Source organism: Leucobacter sp. wl10 (genome assembly GCF_003569785.1).
GTDB lineage: Bacteria > Actinomycetota > Actinomycetes > Actinomycetales > Microbacteriaceae > Leucobacter.
In genome coordinates this window covers 125,154-142,471 of record NZ_KZ983987.1, presented here as the reverse complement: position 1 = coordinate 142,471, position 17,318 = coordinate 125,154, and the positions used below count along the sequence as shown (strand labels likewise).

The following is a 17,318-nucleotide window of genomic DNA, read 5'->3' as shown; positions in this document are numbered from 1 at the left end:
TCATACCCCCTACCGCTCCCCCTACCTAGGCTACACATAGCCGACCTCATATCAGTCACAGATCTCACTCAGACATCGACCGCGGGAGCCCGCTGCCGCTCGCAGATCCCAGCCTCGACGGGTACGCTGGAATCCGCTGTCGCCGCTCCGGGTGCCGTTCCGAGCACTCTTCACCCGGCAACGGTTGGAGTTGAGCATCTGTGAATCGCATCGAAGAGCCGAGGCCCGAAGGATTGCGAGCGCGCAAGCGCCGCGCGACCGAGAACGCGATCGAGACGTCGGCCGTCACGCTCGCGATCGAGTCGGGCGTCGAGAACGTGACGGTGGAGGCGATCTGCGAGATGGCGGACATCTCGCGCAGCACCTTCTTCAACTACTTCTCCTCGCGCGACCACGCCATCGTCGGCCGAGCGATCAGTCTTCCTGAGGGCGGTGAGGCCTTCTCCGTGCTCGACAGCTGCCCCGACGATCTGCCGCTCGGCGTCTTCCGCCTGTACTTCGCCGCGATCGGCCACAGCCACGTGAACTCCGACGTGGCGCGGCTGCGCGCCCGGCTCGTCGCGGAGCAGCCCGAGGCCGCGCACATGACTCTCGTCTCGTTGCTCGAGTCGTCGCAGCACCTCGCGGCGACGGCGACCGCGTGGCTCACGCGGCATCCCGAGCGCGCGAAGCTCGAATCGCCGGTGCGCGAAGCCACGCTGGCCGTCACCCTCGTCAACGGCGTCATCGCCACGCAGATGGGCGAATGGATGACGGCGGGCAGCGGCGATGTGACCGCCGACGAGGAGGATCTGCTCCGGGTGATGCGCGAGTACCGCGAACTGCTCGGCTGACCCCTCTAGTCGATCCGGGAGATCGGCGACAGCTTCACCAGCAGCTTGCGCTCCCCCACGGAGTCGAAGACGACGTGGGCGATGCGCTTCGAGCCGACACCCGTGACGCTCGTCACCCGCCCCTCGCCGTACTCGTCGTGACGGATGCGATCGCCCGCTCCGAGCTCCAGGTCGCCGTTGTCGCGCGCCCCGCCACCGATCATGTTCGGAAAACCGCCGCCCGCCGCCTGGGCCTCCTTCGCGAGCCGCTTGCGCTCCCGCCACTTGTCGAGCGCCGACTGCATGTTGCCGCTCGCGGGCTCGCTGACCGCGGCGGCGCCCGAGCCGCCGCGCGATCCGGAACCGAACGACACCGACGAGTCCCCGCCTCGCGACCGCGATCCCGTCCCCCCGAAACCGGATCCGCGCGGGGCGTTGAGCGCTCGCGATGCCGTTCCCCCGCGGCCGGTCACCTCTCCCGGCGACTGCCGCCAGTCGATGAGCCCCTCGGGGATCTCCTGCAGGAAGCGGGAGGGCATGGCGACCGAGATGTCGCCGAAGGTGGCGCGCGTCGAGGCCAGGGTGAGGTAGAGCCGCTCGCGGGCCCGGGTGATCCCGACGTACATGAGTCGCCGCTCCTCGCTGATGCCGCCCGTTTCGTCGACCGACATCTGGTGCGGCAGCAGGCCCTCCTCGACGCCCGTGATGAAGACGGCCTTGAACTCGAGCCCCTTGGCCGTGTGCATGGTCATGAGCGACACGGTGCCGCTCGTGTCGTCGAGCTCATCGGCGGCCGCGACGAGGCTGACCTCGGTGAGAAAGGCGAGCAGCCCCGCCCCCGGCTGCTTCGCGTCGAACTCGCGGGCCACGGCCAGCAGCTCCTCGAGGTTCTCGGCACGCGCGTCGTCCTGCGGGTCGCGCTTGGCCCGCAGCTTCTCGATCATCTCGCTCTCGTCGAGGATCAGCTTCAGCACGTCGCCCACCGGCGCGGGCTTCGCCTCCTCGCCCGCGACGTCAGTCGCCCCGCCCCCGGCGGCCATGCGCGCCGCCCGCACCAGCAGCTCGCCGAGCTGCCGCACCGTGCCGCGCAGCTTGGGACCCAGTTGCGGGATCTCGTCGGCGCGCAGCATCGCGTCGTGGAACGAGATGCCCCGCGACTCCTGGAAGTTGGCGAGGTGCGCCTCGGCCATCGGCCCGATGCCGCGCTTGGGGGCGCCGAGCATGCGCGCCCACGCGATCGGGTCGTAGGGGTTCGCGATGCTCGTGAGGTACGCCATCGCGTCCTTGATCTCGGCGCGCTCGTAGAACTTGGTGCCGCCGAGCACCCGGTACGGGATCGCCGATCGGATCAGCAGCTCCTCCAGCGCGCGCGTCTGGGAGTTGGTGCGGTAGAACACGGCGATGTCGCTGTACGCGGCACCGGCGCGGTGCAGATCCTCGATCTCCTCGGCGACGAAGCGCGCCTCGTCGTGCTGCGAGTAGCCGGTGAAGCCGGTGATCCGCTCGCCGTCGCCCGCGGTCGTGAAGAGGTTCTTCTCCTGCCGGTCGAAGTTGTTGCCGATCACGGCGTTGGCCGCCGAGAGGATGTTCTGCGTGGAGCGGTAGTTCTGCTCGAGCTTCACCACCTCGGCGCCGCGGAAGTCGCGCTCGAACTCGACGATGTTGCGGATGTCGGCGCCGCGGAAGGCGTAGATGGACTGGTCGGAGTCGCCGACCACCGTGAGACTCGCGGGCGGGACGCGACCGCTCGCGTCGAGTTCGCGGTCGCGGGCCGGCGGCACCAGCCGCTCGACCTGCTCGGGCTCCACGGGCCGCGTCAGCTCGCGGATGAGCGAGTACTGCGCGTGATTGGTGTCCTGATACTCGTCGACGAGGATGTGGCGGAAGCGGCGCTGGTACACGGCGGCCACGTCGGGGTGGGCGCGGAAGAGGTGCACGGTCTGGCCGATGAGGTCGTCGAAGTCGAAGGCGTTGGCCCGGCGCAGCTCCTGCTCGTACATCTTGAAGATCTCGACGAACAGGCGCTCGCGCGGGTCGCTCTCGTTCATGGTCGACGCGTAGGCGTCGGCGTCGGACAGCTCGTTCTTGAGCCGCGAGATCTTCGACCCCGCGTTGGCGGGGGTGAAGCCGTAGGTGTCGGCGTCGAGCTCCTTGATGATGCGCTTGAGCAGGGCGCGCGAGTCGGCGGAGTCGTAGATGGTGAACCCGGAGACGTAGCCGAAGCGCTCCGCCTCCCGGCGCAGAATGCGCACGCAGGCCGAGTGGAACGTCGAGACCCACATGCCCTCGATCCCGGCGCCCAGCAGCCGCTCGAGGCGCTCGCGCATCTCCGCCGCCGCCTTGTTGGTGAACGTGATGGCGAGGATCTGGCTAGGCCAGGCCTCCCTGTTCCGGATCAGGTGGGCGATGCGGTGCGTGAGGACGCGCGTCTTGCCCGATCCCGCGCCCGCCACGATCAGCAGCGCCGGGCCCCGCGCGATCACGGCGCGGTGCTGCGCCGGGTTCAGCCCGTCGAGGAGAGGATCGGCGCCCCGCTCGCTCGAGCCCCCACCGAAACCACCGATCGGAGCGCCCGGCTCCAGAAGTTCGAATTCGCTCATCGTGCTTCCAGTCTAGGCGGGGCCTCCGACGCTCGGCTGCGCCGGATCCGAAGTCGGTCCGACAGCGGCCCGCCGCCCCACCGCCCCGCGCGCCGCGAGCACCCGCGCTGCGCCAGAATGGAGGAATGGACACTCAGCGCCCCACCGTGCTCGTCTTCGCGACGGGCGGTACCATCGGCATGCACGAGACCGACGGAGGCCTCGCCCCGGATCCCGACTTCCCCGAGGTGCTCGAGCGCCTCGTGGGCGGTATCTGCCGGCCGCTCGGCGTCGAGGCCCGCATCAACCACCTGCTCCCGGCGATCGACAGCGCGAACGCCGACGCCGAGACCGCTCCGCGCATCGCCCGGGCGATCAGCGCGCGCGTGCGCACGCACCGGCCCCGCGGCGTCGTGATCCTGCACGGCACCGACACCCTCGCCTACACCGCGGCACGACTCGCGTTCGAGCTGTCCGGTCTCGGCAGCCCGGTCGTCGTCACAGGCAGCCAGCGGCCCCACGGGGCGGCGGGCACGGACGCCGTCGACAACCTGGCGATGGCCGTCCGGGCGTCCGTCAGGGCCGCGCCCGGCGCCCCCGTGTCGATCGCGTTCGGCGGATCGATCCTGCCCGCCGCACGCGCCACGAAGCACGACAGCGTCTCGCTCACCGCATTCCGCGCCGAACTCCCGCTGGCGGCCGGGGCCGCCGGCGTGCCCGCCGCCCCGGCCGCACACGACTCCCCCGCGGCGCCGGCCCGCGTGCTCTCGTTCCGCCTCACGCCGGCCGTCACCGCTGAGGACCTGCGCGCCGTCGCGGGCGGCGGCCCCGGCGGCCTCGTGCTCGAGTGCTACGGCAGCGGCACCGCGCCGGTCGCCCGCCCGGGCATGCTCGGCACTCTGCGCGAACTGAGCGCGGCGATGCCGGTGGTCGCGATCACGCAGTGCGCCACCGGCGGGGTCGACCTGACCCGCTACGCCGTGGGTCGCGAACTGGCCGCGGCGGGGGTGATCGACGGATCCGACCTGACCGTCGAGGCCGCGACCGCGAAGCTGGGGTTCCTGCTCGACAGGGGCCATCGGGGCGAGGATCTGCGCGCGCTCATGGAGCGCAACCTCGTCGGCGAGCTCGCGGATTGACCGCGTCGCGGATCGCCACGCCCAGATCGGGGTGGTCGACGAAGATGCCATCGACCCCCGACGACAGCACCATGCCGAACTCGCCCCGCCAGTCGCCCCACTCGCCGCCGCGCAGTGAGGTCTGGAAGCGGAGGTTGAGATAGCGGTTCTCGGGTCGCAGCGTCCAGGTGAACACCCTGAGGCCGCGCGCGTGCGCGCGCTGCACGAGCCCCGTGGGACCGATCGCCCGGCCCAGCGCGTTCACGCGCAGCAGATTGCCCTTGGCGACGCTGACCCCGTCGACGCGCGAGGCGAGCAGATCGAGACCGGCGTCGCTGCGGTACCAGGCGTAGCTGCGCGCCGGCGCGCCGGCGACGGGCTCGTCGGCCGGGGACCCGAAGCGCTCCGCGAGGAACACGAGGCTCGCCCGCGCGCCGGACTCGCGCAGCCGATCCAGCGCGCCCAGCTCGAAGGACTCGATCACCAGGCGCTCCGGCCGCGCGTCCCACCCCGTGGCCGCGAGCTCCTCGAGCAGCAGCGTCCCGAGGTCGTAGCCGAGGGACGCGAAGTAGGCCGCGTGCTTCACCTCGACCACCGCACCCAGCTGCCGGCCGAGGCGAGCGCTCTGCTCGTCGACGATCGCGAGCACGTCGCGCAGGCGCAGGATCGGCTCCCGGTCGTCGTAGTCGCGGTTGTCGGGCCGTACTCGCGCCAGCCGCTCCCGGCAGCACAGCGTCGAGAGCTCGGCCCACGTGAAGTCCTCGGTGAACCAGCCCGCGTGGCGCTTGCCGTCGACGACCTTGGTCGTGCGACGGCTCGCGAACTCGGGACGGGTGGCCACATCGGTGGTGCCCGAGATCTCGTTCTCGTGGCGCACCACGAGCACGCCGTCCCGCGTGGCCACGACGTCGGGCTCCACGGCGTCCGCCCCCAGTTCGCACGCGAGCCGGTAGGAGGATGCGCTGTGCTCCGGCCGGTATCCGGGGGCTCCACGGTGACCGATGACGAGCGGGGCCGGCTGCTCTGGCATGCCCTCTACCCTAGCGACCCGTCGTCGCGCGTTCACCCCTCGCGAAGTCACAGCCCCGCGAGCCACCGATACCGATACACTGAGTGAGTCCCATACGCCAGGAAAGGATTCCGACGCATGAGCAATCCGGCACTCAGCAACAATCCCGCGCTCAACGGCAAGACCCTCACCGCCGACGAGCTGCGCCGCATCTACGACCGGCCCGCCGCGCAGACGCAGCGTCCCGGCATCGACACCCCCGCCACCGAGATCGGCTTCGGCGGCGATCAGCCGCCCGTCGGCACGCCCTCCGACAAGCCGATGAGCTACGAGAACACCATCTCCAAGACGGTGATGCTGTTCCTCATCGTGCTCGCCTTCGGCGCGGTCGGCTGGTTCATGCCGATCCTCGCCCTGCCCGCGGCCATCGCGGGCCTCGTGCTCGGCCTCGTGAACGCCTTCAAGAAGGAGCCGAGCGTTCCGCTGATCGTGCTCTACGCCGTTTTCCAGGGCGTGTTCCTGGGCGGCATCTCGGGCATCTTCGAGGCTCAGTGGTCGGGCATCGTCTCCCAGGCGATCATCGGCACGCTCTCGGTGTTCGGCGTGACGCTGCTGCTCTTCCGCAGCGGCAAGGTGCGCACGAGCCCGCGGCTCAACAAGATCTTCCTCGTGGCCATCGTGGGCTACGCCGCGTTCTCGGTCGTCAACTTCGTGCTGGTCATGTTCAACCTCACCGACAGCCCGTGGGGCATGCGCTCGGGCTGGCTCGGGATCGCCATCGGCGTGCTCGCCGTGCTCCTCGCGGCCTACTCGCTCGTCATGGACTTCGAGCTCATTCAGAACGGCGTGCGCAACCGCGTGCCCGAGAAGTGGGCGTGGTCAGCGGCGTTCGGCCTCATGGTGACGCTGATCTGGCTGTACGTCGAGATCCTGCGCATCCTCGCGATCATGCGCGGCAACTGACGTTCGCCTCCGCGCTGAGAGGGGGTCTGGCCATCGGCCGGGCCCCCTCCGTCGTCTGCACCGCCCCCTCCGCGCCGGTGCGGTGCTCCGCGACAGCAGCTCCGCGACCCGCAGCTCCGCGACCGCCCGTTAGGAGCTCTGCTCCTTCAGCCGCACCAGGCGTTCGTGGCCGGATTCCTCGAGCTCGACGACGTCGGATCGGGATCGCAGGAAGTCGGAGAACGAGCGGAAGCCGAGCGCCTTCTCGTTGAACGACGAGTCCATGCGGCGCATCTGCTGCTTCACGGCCGAGCTGTAGAGCCAGCCGGAGTCGTCCTTGTCCTGGCTCAGCCAGAGCGCGCGGATGAGCAGCCCGGTCACCGCGATCTCCGGATCGTCCGCGGCTCCCGCGAGGTCGTCGCCGTCATCCGCTGCGGCTTCCTCAATCAGTCTCGCCACGGGCTCGTTCCTGCGCACGGGCTCGGTGCTCGCCCGCTTCTGACGCTTCGCGGGCTGCTCGCGCTCGATCGTCTCGACCCCGGGCAGAGCGTCGTACGAGGCGAACTCGTCGCACGCCGCGGTGAGCGCCTTCGCGGTGGATCCGGCGACGCCGATCCCGACCACGTACCGTCCGAGCCGCTTGCAGCGCTGCGCCAGCGGCACGTAATCGGAGTCGCCGGCCACGATCACGACGTGGGTGAGGTCGTCGAGGCGGAACATGTCCTCCACCGCGTCGACGGCGAGACGGATGTCGGCGCCGTTCTTCGCGTAGGCCGCGGCCGGGAAGAGCTGCACCAGGTCGACCGCCCGGGCGACCAGCTGCGAGCGGTACTCCGAGTTGACGGGAGCCGACCAGTCGGCGTACGCGCGCGTGAGCACGAGCGTGCCGAACGACGAGGCGTAATCGATGATCGCGCCCACGTCCACGACGGCGGCGCGCAGGCGAGCGGCGATCTCGGGGTCTCCGGGGTTCTCGGCGATGCGCTGCCGGTCACGGGCGTAGGAGTTGCGGCCGTGCACCCCGTCGTAGCGGGAGAGCACGATGTTGTCGAAGTCGAGGTAGACCGCCACGCGGCCGTTCTGAGTGTCTGGCACTCCTCCAGTCTGTCAGGGGCCGCCGCCTCAGGTCACGCGCGAGAGTGGAGTTTTGGGGGCTTTTCAGCGGAAACGCCCCCAAAACTCCACTCTCGCCAGGGCAACAGGCGCTCGCGAACGAGCTGCTCAGCGGCTGCTCCTCCGTGCGTCGCACGTCGGCTGAGCGCGAGGACGCGCTCAGCGGCATCGCCGCGCAAAGCTTCGCTTCGCCCTGAGCGGCTGCTCCTCCGTGCGTCGCACGTCGGCTGAGCGCGAGGACGCGCTCAGCGGCATCGCCGCGCAAAGCTTCGCTTCGCCCTGAGCGGCTGCTCCTCCGTGCGTCGCACGTCGGCTGAGCGCGAGGACGCGCTCAGCGGCATCGCCGCGCAAAGCTTCGCTTCGCCCTGAGCGGCTGGCCGCCCATCAATCGAGCGGGAGCAAGAAGAGCCGGCTCGCGCCCCGGGTTCACTCCCACTCGATCGTCCCCGGGGGCTTCGAGGTCACGTCGAGCACGACGCGGTTGACCTCGGGCACCTGGTTGGTGATGCGGTTCGAGATGCGGGCGAGCACCTCGTAGGGCACGCGCGTCCAGTCCGCCGTCATCGCGTCCTCCGACGAGACGGGGCGCAGCACGATCGGGTGACCGTAGGTGCGGCCGTCGCCCTGCACGCCCACCGAGCGCACGTCGGCGAGCAGCACGACCGGGCACTGCCAGATCTCGCCGTCGAGGCCCGCGGCCGTGAGTTCTTCGCGGGCGATCGCGTCGGCCTCGCGCAGCACGTCGAGGCGCTCGCGCGTCACCTCCCCGACGATGCGGATGCCGAGGCCGGGACCCGGGAAGGGCTGGCGGCCGACGATGGCCTCCGGGATCCCGAGCTCGCGACCGATCGCGCGCACCTCGTCCTTGAACAGGGCGCGCAGGGGCTCGATCAGCTCGAAGTCGAGATCGTCGGGCAGACCGCCCACGTTGTGGTGCGACTTGATGTTCGCGGCGCCGGATCCCCCGCCCGACTCGACCACGTCGGGATACAGCGTGCCCTGCACGAGGAACCTGACCTGCTCGCCCTCGGCCTTCGCCTCGGCGACGAGATCGCGCTGCACCTGCTCGAAGGCTCGGATGAACTCGCGGCCGATGATCTTGCGCTTCTGCTCGGGATCGGTGACGCCCTCGAGGTGGCCGAGGAAGGTGTCTGCCGCGTGCACCGTGACGAGGTGGACGCCGGTCGAGGCGACGTAGTCGCGCTCCACCTGCTCGCGCTCCCCCTTGCGCAGCAGACCGTGGTCGACGAACACCGCGGTGAGCTGATCGCCGATGGCCCGGTGCACGAGCGCGGTCGAGACGGCCGAGTCCACGCCGCCCGAGAGCGCGGAGATGACGCGGGCGCCGCCCACCTGCTCGCGGATGCGCTCGACCTGCTCGGCGATGACGTTGCCCGCGTTCCAGTCGGGGGCGATGCCCGCGACGCGATACAGGAAGTTCTCGAGGACCCGCTGGCCGTGATCCGAGTGCTTCACCTCGGGATGCCACTGCACGCCGTAGAGCCCCCGCTCGGGCGAGCCGAAGGCCGCGACGGGGGTCACGGAGGTGCTCGCGAGCACGTCGAAGCCCTCGGGGGCCTGCTGCACGGCGTCGCCGTGACTCATCCAGACGTTCTGCGCCTCCGGCTGGCCGCCCAGGATCGCCCCGCCGCCGCCCAGCACGGTCGCCTCCGTCGCGCCGTACTCTCGGTCGCCGGTGTTGCCGACCGTGCCGCCGAGCGAGAGGGCCATGACCTGAAACCCGTAGCAGATGCCGAGCGCGGGGATGCCCAGTTCGAAGATCGCGGGATCGAACCGCGGCGCGCCCTCCTCGTACACCGACGAGGGGCCGCCCGAGAGCACGATGCCGAGCGGCTCCCTGGCCGCGACCTCGGCCGCCGTGATCGTGTGCGGCACCAGCTCGGAGTACACACCGGCCTCCCGCACGCGGCGCGCGATCAGCTGCGCGTATTGCGCGCCGAAGTCGACGACGAGAACCGGACGGTGCCCGGTATCACTCTGTTCTGCCATGACGGGCCTTTCGGATCGGGAAGCATCGGGAAGCATCGAGAAGCTCAGAGGAAGATTCTAGCGCCGAGCGAGGCGCGGACGAGTCCGGCGAAGCGCCCCGAGGACCCGGAGTCACGCCTGCGTCGGCGCGTCGACGGCGAGTTGCGGCTCCCGAGCGTCGAGGAAGGCCGTCACCTCGCGCACGATCCGCGCCTCGAGGAAGAACGACATGAACGGGATCACCCCGCCGAGCGCGATGACCAGGAAGCGCGCGAAGTGCCACCGCATCGGGCTCCAGAGCATGAAGTCCGAGACGAGGTACACGACGTAGAACCAGCCGTGGGCGATGAGGATGGCGCGGAACAGGTCGAAGCCCTCGGCCTGGAACTCGCTCTCGAGCCCCTCGGGCGCGAGCGGATAGAAGGAGGCGAAGCCGTCGGGGGTGAAGAGGAAGAGCTGCACGTTGAACGCGTACTTCATCACCATCACGGCGCACAGCAGCAGCAGCATGACGCCGGTGATCACCGAGGTCACCTTGTAGAAGCCGAGCGCCTTGCGGATGCGCGGGTAATCGGATGGCTTGGGCTGCAGCTGCATGGTTCCCATTCTACGTTTCCCGGGGTGGGGGATCGCCGAGAGCCTCCGAGGCCTCGAGCCGGTTGCTCTCATGCTCCTTCTCCCACGCGTCGCGCGCGAGGCGGTACCAGAGGAAGATCGCGAATCCCGCGAACACGATCCACTCGATCGCGTAGAAGACGTTGAGCCAGTTCACCGTCTCTGCGGGCGCGGGCGGCACGGAGTCGATGGCGTCGAGCCCCGCGCGCTCGAGCATCTCCCCCCCGTCGCCGACCGGATGCGCCACCAGGTAACCCGAGTACGCGGGCCCCCGGAAGTCCTGCCAGGCGTTGATGAGCTGCGCCGGCACCATCGCCTGCACGCCCTGCGGATCCTCGTCGGCCCGGGGAATCACGGGCCCCTCGGGCGGCATGAACCGTCCCTCGAGGTCACGGCGATCGGCGAACGAGGGATCCGCCTCGAAGCGCGCGGCCGCGCGCTCCGCGGCCTCGATGCTCGGCGCCCACCCGATCGCCACCGCCAGGCCGGCCTCGGAGCCGCCGGATCCGGCATCCGCCCCCGTCACGGCGAGATGCCCCACCACCCAGGCGCCCGTCTGCCCGGCATTCTGTCGCGGGGCCACGACTCGCGTGTCTCCGGGCACCAGGGCGCCGCTCACCCGCACGACCATGCCCGCGGCGGCATCGGTCACGCCCTTCGCAGGCGCGGCGACCTCCGCGAGCGGGCGCAGCGTCTCGGTGTCGACCGTCTGCTGGGCATCGGAGCGGATGGCGTTGCTCATCTGCCACTGCCCCAGCCAGGCGAACGCCGCTGCGACGAGCAGTGCGAACAGCAGCGCGAGGATCCAGCGGGGTCTGCGCATCACCCGCGAGAGCGTGGGCTCTCCCAGGTACTCGGGCCGCCGTGATGCGGTCTGCTGCGTGAGGGACAACGGTTCGCTCCCCCTCAGCGCTCCGCGTGGACGATGCCGACGCGCTGGAAGCTCTTGAGCTCGGAATAGCCGGTCGTGGCCATCGCGCGGCGCAGCGCGCCGATGAGGTTGGCGCTGCCGTCGGCGACGTGGGCGGGCCCGTTCACGATCTCCGCGAGCGGGGCGACCGCGCCGACCGGCATGCGCTTGCCGCGCGGCAGGTCCTCGTGGTGGGCCTCCTGCCCCCAGTGCCACCCGCGCCCCGGGGCGTCGGAGGCCTTGGCCAGCGCGGCCCCCAGCATCACCGCGTCGGCGCCGCACGCCATCGCCTTGATGAGGTCGCCCGAGGTGCCGAGGCCGCCGTCGGCGATCACGTGCACGTAGCGCCCGCCCGACTCGTCGAGGTAGTCGCTGCGCGCGCCCGCGACGTCGGCGATCGCGGTCGCCATCGGAGCGCGGATGCCGAGCGTCGCGCGGGTCGTCGACGACGCGCCGCCGCCGAAGCCGACGAGCACGCCGGCCGCACCCGTGCGCATCAGATGCAGCGCCGACTGGTAGGTCGCGGCACCGCCCACGATCACCGGCACGTCGAGCTCGTAGATGAACTGCTTGAGGTTGAGCGGCTCGCGCCCCGGCTCCGCCACGTGCTCGGCCGAGACGGTGTTGCCTCGGATCACGAACAGGTCGACGCCCGCGTTCACGACGGTCTCGGTGAACTCGGCCGTGCGGTGCGGGGAGAGGGCGCCGGCGACGGTCACCCCGGCCTCGCGGATCTCGCCGAGGCGGGCGCGGATCAGCTCGGGCCGGATCGGCGCGGCGTACAGCTCGCGCATGCGCCGCACGGCCGCGACGCCGTCGTCGATGCCGGCGAGCTGCTCGAGCAGGGGCTCGGGGTCCTCGTGCCGGGTCCACAGCCCCTCGAGATTGAGCACGCCGAGGCCGCCCAGCCTCCCGAGGGCGATCGCGGTCGCCGGGGACATGACCGAGTCCATGGGGGCGCCGAGCACGGGGATCTCGAACTGGAACGCGTCGATCGACCACGCGGTCGAGACCAGCTCCGGGTCGCGGGTGCGCCGGGTCGGCACGATACCGATCTCGTCGAAGGTGTAGACGCGCCTGGCGCGCTTGCCGCGGCCGATCTCGATCTCGTTGCTCACCCGCCCAGTTTATCCGGGTGCTCCTGGGAGCGAGTCTCCCCTTCCCGCCCCTCTCCGAGATTGCGAGTCATCCCCAGAAGCCCAGAGCGAACTCGGCGATGACCGCCGAAAGCAGGAAGGACGCGGTGATCGCGACCAGGCCGACGGGGATGATCTTCCAGCCGATGTTCTTGAGCAGCGGGAGGTCCTTGCCGAGCGAGAGGCCGGCGAGCGAGAGCATCACGGTGGCGACCGAGAGCACGTCGATGGACGAGACCTGCTCGACCAGCCAGTCGGCGCCGAAGAACCACGGGCTCGAGACGTAGGCGCCGATCGTCGTGACCCAGAGCACCGCGGCGACCTTCTGCTTCGTGAGCTTCGCGAGGCCGATGCCGATGAGCGTGAGCGCGATGAGCACCAGGTAGCCGACGATGACGCGCCAGTCGAAGCTCTTCGCCGCGATGAGCGCCGTCACCATGCCGAGTACGCCGATGATCGGGATGCTGAGCCGCAACGGGATCGAGACCGTCGAGGTCGAATCCTTGATGGCGGCGATGAGCTGCCGGTTCTTCTCGGCCTCCTCGGTGCTGATCTCTCCGGTCGCACCGCCGCGGCCGGGCTCGAATGCCGATTCAGCCGCACCCGCAGCGGTATCGGCAGCGGCGGCCTCCGCGTCGGCGATCTCCTGCTTGTGCTTGCCCCGGGTGAGGAAGTGGTAGAACTTGTCGGCGAGCGGCAGCGCGATCCAGATGCCCACGTAGACGCCGAGCAGGGTCGTGATGAGGTTCGAGACAGAGGCCATGGCGAGGATCGCCTCGGCCTGCCCGGGGTACGCCGCGGCGATGACGCCGGCCGAGGCGGCCATCATCGAGCCGCTGCCGACGCCCGCGCCCATCGCGAGCGCGAGCGGATCGAAGACGCCCCAGTTCGCGACGAGCGAGGTGAGCAGGGTGATGAACACCGCGCCGAACAGGGTCCCGAAGACATACATCGAGAGCACACCGCGGTACTGGTGCGAGTCGGGGCCGTACTTCTCTGACACGATCGCGAAGGAGGGTTCGCGGTCGAGCGAGAACGTCGCGCCGATCGTCGAGGTGCCCATGCGCAGCAGCACCGCGAGCGGCAGCGCGAGCACGACGGTGCCGAGCAGGTGCCCGATCTCCTGCAGCAGCAGCGCGGGGCCCGCGTTGACGAGCATCATGAGGCTCGGGCCGATGTTGAACGCCAGGCGCCCGACGAGCACGAGCACTGCGACCGCGACGAGCGCGGAGGCGGCCTTCTGCAGGTCGATGCCGAGCGGCTTGAACCTCTGCACCGAGACGAGGAGACCCGCGATGAGGCCCCACACCATCGGGAAGATCACGATGGAGCCGATGCCGACGTCGATGTTCAGGGCCCCAATGAGCTGCATCACCGTGACGATGACGAGCGCGAGAAGCGCGATGGGGAGGGTTTCTTTTCTGCCGACCACGGGGGCAGCTGCTTTGACGCTCACGGTAGTCCTTTCTTGTGAGGGGGTGTAGCGGGCTCAGTCGCCCGAGCGGCGGTCCCGGGCCAGGGCGGTCTCGGGACCGCCGCCGTCGCGCTCGACGCGATCCCGCCGGCTCTCGGTGCCCACGGCCGTCGCGTGCCGTATCGGGTCTGAGCCGGCGGCCCGGATGGGATCCATGTCGTTCTTCCTCGGCGTCCAGGTTGTCAGTAGCTCAGCGACGGGAACGGTGCGCCCGCGGCCCGGGTCGGCACCCAGACGGCCTTCGGCTGGGTGTACTCATCGATGAACCCGGGGCCCGAGGAGCGTCCGTGCCCGGAGTCCCCGAAACCGCCGAACGGCACTGCGACGTGGATCGTCTTGTAGGCGTTCACCCAGAAGGTGCCGGCGCGCACGGATCGGGCGACGTGGTGCGCGCGCGCGACGTTCTCCGTCCACACGGCTCCCGCGAGTCCGAAGCGGGTGCCGTTCGCTCGCGCGATGGCCTCCTCCTCGGTATCGAAGACGTCCGCTCCGACGACGGGCCCGAAGACCTCCGTCGTCTCGAGCGCGTTCGACGGGGCCACTCCCTCGAGCAGCGTCGGAAGCACCCAGTGGCCCCCCGAGAGGTGGGACGCGGTGATGGCGGCGGGAAGCGCGTCCGAGGTCACTCGGCGGGCTCCATCCCTGATTCCGCGGTCGATGAGCGTCCGCACTGTCTCGAACTGCGGGCGCGTGATGATCGGGCCGATCTCCGTCGAGGGATCGAGCGGGTCGCCGAGGCGCAGCTTGCTCGCGCGCTCGGCGACGCGAGCGATGAGCTCGTCGTGGATCTCCCGCTGCACGAGCAGCCGTGAGCCTGCGACGCAGGACTGCCCCGCGCCCGAGAAGATCGCGGCGATCGCGCCGTCCGCAGCGCGGTCGAGATCGGCATCGGCGAAGACGATGTTCGCGCTCTTGCCGCCGAGCTCGAGCACCGTGGGGATGCCCGTCTGGGCAGCCGCGACGCCGACGCGACGCCCGGTGGGGACGGATCCGATGAAGGAGACCTTGCCGACGCGCTCGTCTGTCGTGAGGGCCGCGCCGACGGTCGCGCCGGCGCCGACGGCGACGTTGAAGACTCCCTCTGGGAGACCGGCCTCGTGCGCGATCTGCGCGAGGCGGAGCGTGGAAAGCGGCGTGAACTCGCTCGGCTTGAGGATGACGGCATTGCCCGCCGCGAGCGGAGCCGCCGAGTTCCAGCCGGCGGTGAAGAGCGGGGCGTTCCACGGTGTGATGGCGACGACCACGCCGTAAGGCACGCGCTCGGTGTAGGTGTGCCAATCGCCGGGCACGGGGATCGTCTGTCCCATCACCTTGTCGGCCCAGCCGGAGTAGTAGCCGAACATCTCGACGACCTTCGCGACCTCGGCGCGCGCATCCCGCAGGGCCTTGCCGACGGTCGCGGATTCGAGCAGCGCCAGCTCCTCGGCGTGGGCCTCGACCGCCGCGGAGACCCTGCGGAGGATGGCGGCCCGCTCGAACGCGTCCGTCGCGGCCCAGGTCGCGGCCCCTCTGAGCGAGCTCTCGAGCACTGCGAGGGCGCCCTCGGGTCCCCCATCCGCGAAGCGCGCGAACGTCTCGCCCGTGGCCGCGACGATGAGCCCGATATCGGCGCCCGAGCCGGTCTCGATGCGACCGTCGAGGAACGATCCGATCCGCCCGGCGAGTGATCGCTCGACCGCGGCGCTTGCCGTTTCGACGGAGGAGATCATGGGGTTCATCGCGTGCCTCCCGGGTTCCGGGCTTCGTTCAGCCGGGCGGCCGCCTCCTCCGTGATCGCGGGAGCGACAGCGCGGGCGATCTCGGTGAAGTCAGCCGCTCCGCCGAGGTCGGCGAGCGATTGCTGCCACAGCGCATCCACGGTTCCGAGGAGGGCCGGGCGCTCTCCCGCCTCACCCGCGATCTCGAGGGCCAGATGCACGTCGCGGGCCATGAGCCCCATCGTGAAGCCCGAGTCATGCGTGCCGCTCAGCACCCAGTCGGGGTACATCGTGTTCGACACCCGGCTGCTGCCCGTCGCGCTCGAGACGCCCTCGACTGCGGCCTGCGGATCCACACCCCAGGCCTTGGCGATCGCGAGCGCCTCGCCGACGGTCACGAGGTTCGCTGCGCAGAGCGCATTGTTGATGAGCTTGACGACGTTGCCCGCGCCGGGGCCGCCGAGGTGCCTGTATTGGCCGCCGGTGAGCGAGTCGAGCACCGGGGCGCAGGCCTCGACCGCGCTCTCGGTGCCGCCGATGAAGGCGCTCAGCCTGCCCGTCGCAGCCCCGGTGCGCCCTCCTGAGACCGGGGAGTCGATGAATGCGACCCCGCGCTGCTCGGCGAGCGCCGACATCTCCCGGCTCGTGCCCGGCTCCGAGGTCGTCGTGTCGACGATGCCCGAGAGCGCCGGGATCTCGAGCAGGGCGGGCACGGTCGAACGGACGAGCGCCGCGTTCGGCAAGGACAGCACCGCGTGCTCGACCCCGCCGATGGCGTCCAGGGCGTCGACGGGCCGCACGCCCTGCTGCTGGGCCGCGCTGCGCGCGCCCTCCGAGGGGTCGAACCCGGTGACCTCCCACCCGGCGCGGACCAGAGTGGCGGCCATGGCGCCTCCCATCGCGCCGAGGCCGATGACTGCGATTCGTTTCTGCATGGTTCCTTCCAACCGTTCCTTCTCGTGGGGAGACGACGCGCGGGGCTGTGCGCCGCGTCAGTCGAGGTAGATGTCGAGTTCGTTCCAGAGCTGCTGCGTGCGGCGCAGCGCCTCGCGGCTGCGCTCGGGGTGAGCGGCCTCCATGCCCGCGAGGAGTCCGTACACGAGCGAGGTCGCAGCGGTCACGGACTGGAAGAAGGAGATGCCCTCCGAGGGGACGATGAGCACGTGGTCGGCGCTCGAGGCGACGAGACCGCTCCTGATGTCGGTGATCGCCAGCACCCGGGCGCCGGCGGCTCGAGCGGCTGATGCAGCGGCCTGGAGCTGCCCCTGGGTGCGCCAGAGGTTGATGAGCACTACGAGATCGCCCTCGCCGAGGGGGTTCAGCGTGCTCGCGAGGTGCACCCCTCCCCTGGCCTCGTGGGTGATGCGGTAGCCCATGATGCTGCCGAGGTGCGCGAGCACGCTCGCCGGGCCGGTGAAGGATCCCATGCCGAGCACGACGATCTGCCCGGCGTCCGCGAGGGCGGCGATCGCGGCGTCGGCGTCCTCCTGAGAGTTCGTCTCGAACGTCTGCCTGAGGTTCGTCGAGTCCTGCTCGAGTGCGCGGTGCAGCGGCGACTGGTAGGTGCCGTGCTCGATGAGGGTCTCCTCCGAGGAGATCATCGTCAGGTAGCGTGCGCGGAGCTCGCGCTGCAGATCGGGCCAGCCCCGATAGCCGAGCGCCTGGGCGGTTCTCACGACGGTGGAGTTGTTCACGTCGGCACGACGGGCGACCTCCGCGGTATCCGCGAAGGGGATGAGCTGCGGGTTGCGCTCCAACGCATCGATCACGCGCTGCTGCGACTTCGTGAGACCCGTGGTGTCGAGGAAGTCGACGACGCCGGACATGTCACCCTGCATGACTGCTCACTCCTTCGTGGCTCGAATATTCTGCAATTAATATTGCAGAATATCACCTGGCAATGTCAAGTGCAGTTCGTATTGCA

At 70.3% G+C, this 17,318-nt stretch carries 15 protein-coding genes; 3 read left to right on the top strand and 12 right to left on the bottom strand.

Annotated elements, in window-relative coordinates:
* Positions 1-200 precede the first annotated feature (200 nt).
* The gene (locus D1J51_RS00720) at positions 201-833 is read left to right on the top strand and encodes a TetR/AcrR family transcriptional regulator (RefSeq protein ID WP_119073255.1); all 633 of its coding nucleotides are present in this window, start codon (positions 201-203) and stop codon (positions 831-833) included.
* A 5-nt stretch (positions 834-838) separates the two neighbouring features.
* Here the strand turns inward: D1J51_RS00720 and D1J51_RS00715 are convergent, their stop codons facing one another.
* A complete protein-coding gene (locus D1J51_RS00715) occupies positions 839-3,412 on the bottom strand; it encodes an ATP-dependent helicase (RefSeq protein ID WP_119073254.1) in 2,574 nt (857 codons plus the stop codon).
* A gap of 125 nt (positions 3,413-3,537) precedes the next feature.
* On the opposite strand from D1J51_RS00715, the gene D1J51_RS00710 reads away from it, so the two are divergent.
* Positions 3,538-4,530, top strand: a complete 993-nt coding sequence (locus tag D1J51_RS00710) for an asparaginase domain-containing protein (RefSeq protein WP_240422736.1) — start codon at positions 3,538-3,540, stop codon at positions 4,528-4,530.
* On the opposite strand, the gene D1J51_RS00705 is transcribed toward D1J51_RS00710, so the two are convergent.
* A complete protein-coding gene (locus tag D1J51_RS00705; protein ID WP_119073253.1) occupies positions 4,493-5,539 on the bottom strand; it encodes a glycerophosphodiester phosphodiesterase family protein in 1,047 nt (348 codons plus the stop codon). The genes D1J51_RS00710 and D1J51_RS00705 overlap by 38 nt on opposite strands.
* 117 nt (positions 5,540-5,656) lie before the next feature.
* On the opposite strand from D1J51_RS00705, the gene D1J51_RS00700 reads away from it, so the two are divergent.
* On the top strand, positions 5,657-6,481 hold the full coding sequence (locus tag D1J51_RS00700; RefSeq protein WP_119073252.1) for a Bax inhibitor-1/YccA family protein: 825 nt from the start codon (positions 5,657-5,659) through the stop codon (positions 6,479-6,481).
* A 129-nt stretch (positions 6,482-6,610) separates the two neighbouring features.
* Here D1J51_RS00700 and D1J51_RS00695 read toward each other — a convergent pair whose 3' ends face one another.
* From D1J51_RS00695 to D1J51_RS00655, 10 genes are all read right to left on the bottom strand, one after another.
* On the bottom strand, positions 6,611-7,555 hold the full coding sequence (locus D1J51_RS00695; protein WP_119073251.1) for an NYN domain-containing protein: 945 nt from the start codon (positions 7,553-7,555) through the stop codon (positions 6,611-6,613).
* 444 nt (positions 7,556-7,999) lie between these two features.
* A complete protein-coding gene (gene guaA, locus D1J51_RS00690) occupies positions 8,000-9,583 on the bottom strand; it encodes a glutamine-hydrolyzing GMP synthase (protein WP_119073250.1) in 1,584 nt (527 codons plus the stop codon).
* Positions 9,584-9,694: 111 nt separating this feature from the next.
* Positions 9,695-10,159 carry a DUF3817 domain-containing protein gene (locus tag D1J51_RS00685; RefSeq protein WP_119073537.1) on the bottom strand — a complete coding sequence of 155 codons (465 nt, stop codon included), beginning with the start codon at positions 10,157-10,159 and terminating at the stop codon, positions 9,695-9,697.
* A 10-nt stretch (positions 10,160-10,169) separates the two neighbouring features.
* Complete coding sequence (locus D1J51_RS00680; protein ID WP_240422735.1) at positions 10,170-11,069, bottom strand: SURF1 family cytochrome oxidase biogenesis protein; 900 nt, start codon at positions 11,067-11,069, stop codon at positions 10,170-10,172.
* A 14-nt stretch (positions 11,070-11,083) separates the two neighbouring features.
* Complete coding sequence (locus tag D1J51_RS00675) at positions 11,084-12,205, bottom strand: GuaB3 family IMP dehydrogenase-related protein (protein WP_119073249.1); 1,122 nt, start codon at positions 12,203-12,205, stop codon at positions 11,084-11,086.
* A 67-nt stretch (positions 12,206-12,272) separates the two neighbouring features.
* Positions 12,273-13,679 (bottom strand): DUF3100 domain-containing protein, encoded by a 1,407-nt coding sequence (locus D1J51_RS00670; protein WP_240422733.1) that lies wholly within the window; start codon positions 13,677-13,679, stop codon positions 12,273-12,275.
* Between the two features lie 33 nt (positions 13,680-13,712).
* Positions 13,713-13,853 (bottom strand): hypothetical protein, encoded by a 141-nt coding sequence (locus D1J51_RS17750; RefSeq protein ID WP_162903591.1) that lies wholly within the window; start codon positions 13,851-13,853, stop codon positions 13,713-13,715.
* 26 nt (positions 13,854-13,879) lie between these two features.
* Positions 13,880-15,415, bottom strand: coding sequence for an aldehyde dehydrogenase family protein (locus D1J51_RS00665; RefSeq protein ID WP_119073248.1), 1,536 nt, complete (start codon positions 15,413-15,415; stop codon positions 13,880-13,882).
* A complete protein-coding gene (locus tag D1J51_RS00660) occupies positions 15,412-16,329 on the bottom strand; it encodes an NAD(P)-dependent oxidoreductase (protein ID WP_119073247.1) in 918 nt (305 codons plus the stop codon). Before D1J51_RS00660 ends, D1J51_RS00665 begins: the two co-directional genes overlap by 4 nt.
* A gap of 57 nt (positions 16,330-16,386) precedes the next feature.
* Positions 16,387-17,232, bottom strand: coding sequence for a MurR/RpiR family transcriptional regulator (locus D1J51_RS00655; RefSeq protein ID WP_240422731.1), 846 nt, complete (start codon positions 17,230-17,232; stop codon positions 16,387-16,389).
* Between the last annotated feature and the right edge of the window lie 86 nt (positions 17,233-17,318).

Bases quoted from the DNA above. Each gene is read 5' to 3' on its own strand.
- D1J51_RS00710 (WP_240422736.1), top strand. From the start codon at position 3,538: ATGGACACTCAGCGCCCCACCGTGCTCGTCTTCGCGACGGGCGGTACC.
- D1J51_RS00655 (WP_240422731.1), bottom strand. From the start codon at position 17,232: ATGCAGGGTGACATGTCCGGCGTCGTCGACTTCCTCGACACCACGGGT.
- D1J51_RS00700 (WP_119073252.1), top strand. From the start codon at position 5,657: ATGAGCAATCCGGCACTCAGCAACAATCCCGCGCTCAACGGCAAGACC.
- D1J51_RS00715 (WP_119073254.1), bottom strand. From the start codon at position 3,412: ATGAGCGAATTCGAACTTCTGGAGCCGGGCGCTCCGATCGGTGGTTTC.
- D1J51_RS00660 (WP_119073247.1), bottom strand. From the start codon at position 16,329: ATGCAGAAACGAATCGCAGTCATCGGCCTCGGCGCGATGGGAGGCGCC.
- guaA (WP_119073250.1), bottom strand. From the start codon at position 9,583: ATGGCAGAACAGAGTGATACCGGGCACCGTCCGGTTCTCGTCGTCGAC.
- D1J51_RS17750 (WP_162903591.1), bottom strand. From the start codon at position 13,853: ATGGATCCCATCCGGGCCGCCGGCTCAGACCCGATACGGCACGCGACG.
- D1J51_RS00685 (WP_119073537.1), bottom strand. From the start codon at position 10,159: ATGCAGCTGCAGCCCAAGCCATCCGATTACCCGCGCATCCGCAAGGCG.
- D1J51_RS00705 (WP_119073253.1), bottom strand. From the start codon at position 5,539: ATGCCAGAGCAGCCGGCCCCGCTCGTCATCGGTCACCGTGGAGCCCCC.
- D1J51_RS00665 (WP_119073248.1), bottom strand. From the start codon at position 15,415: ATGAACCCCATGATCTCCTCCGTCGAAACGGCAAGCGCCGCGGTCGAG.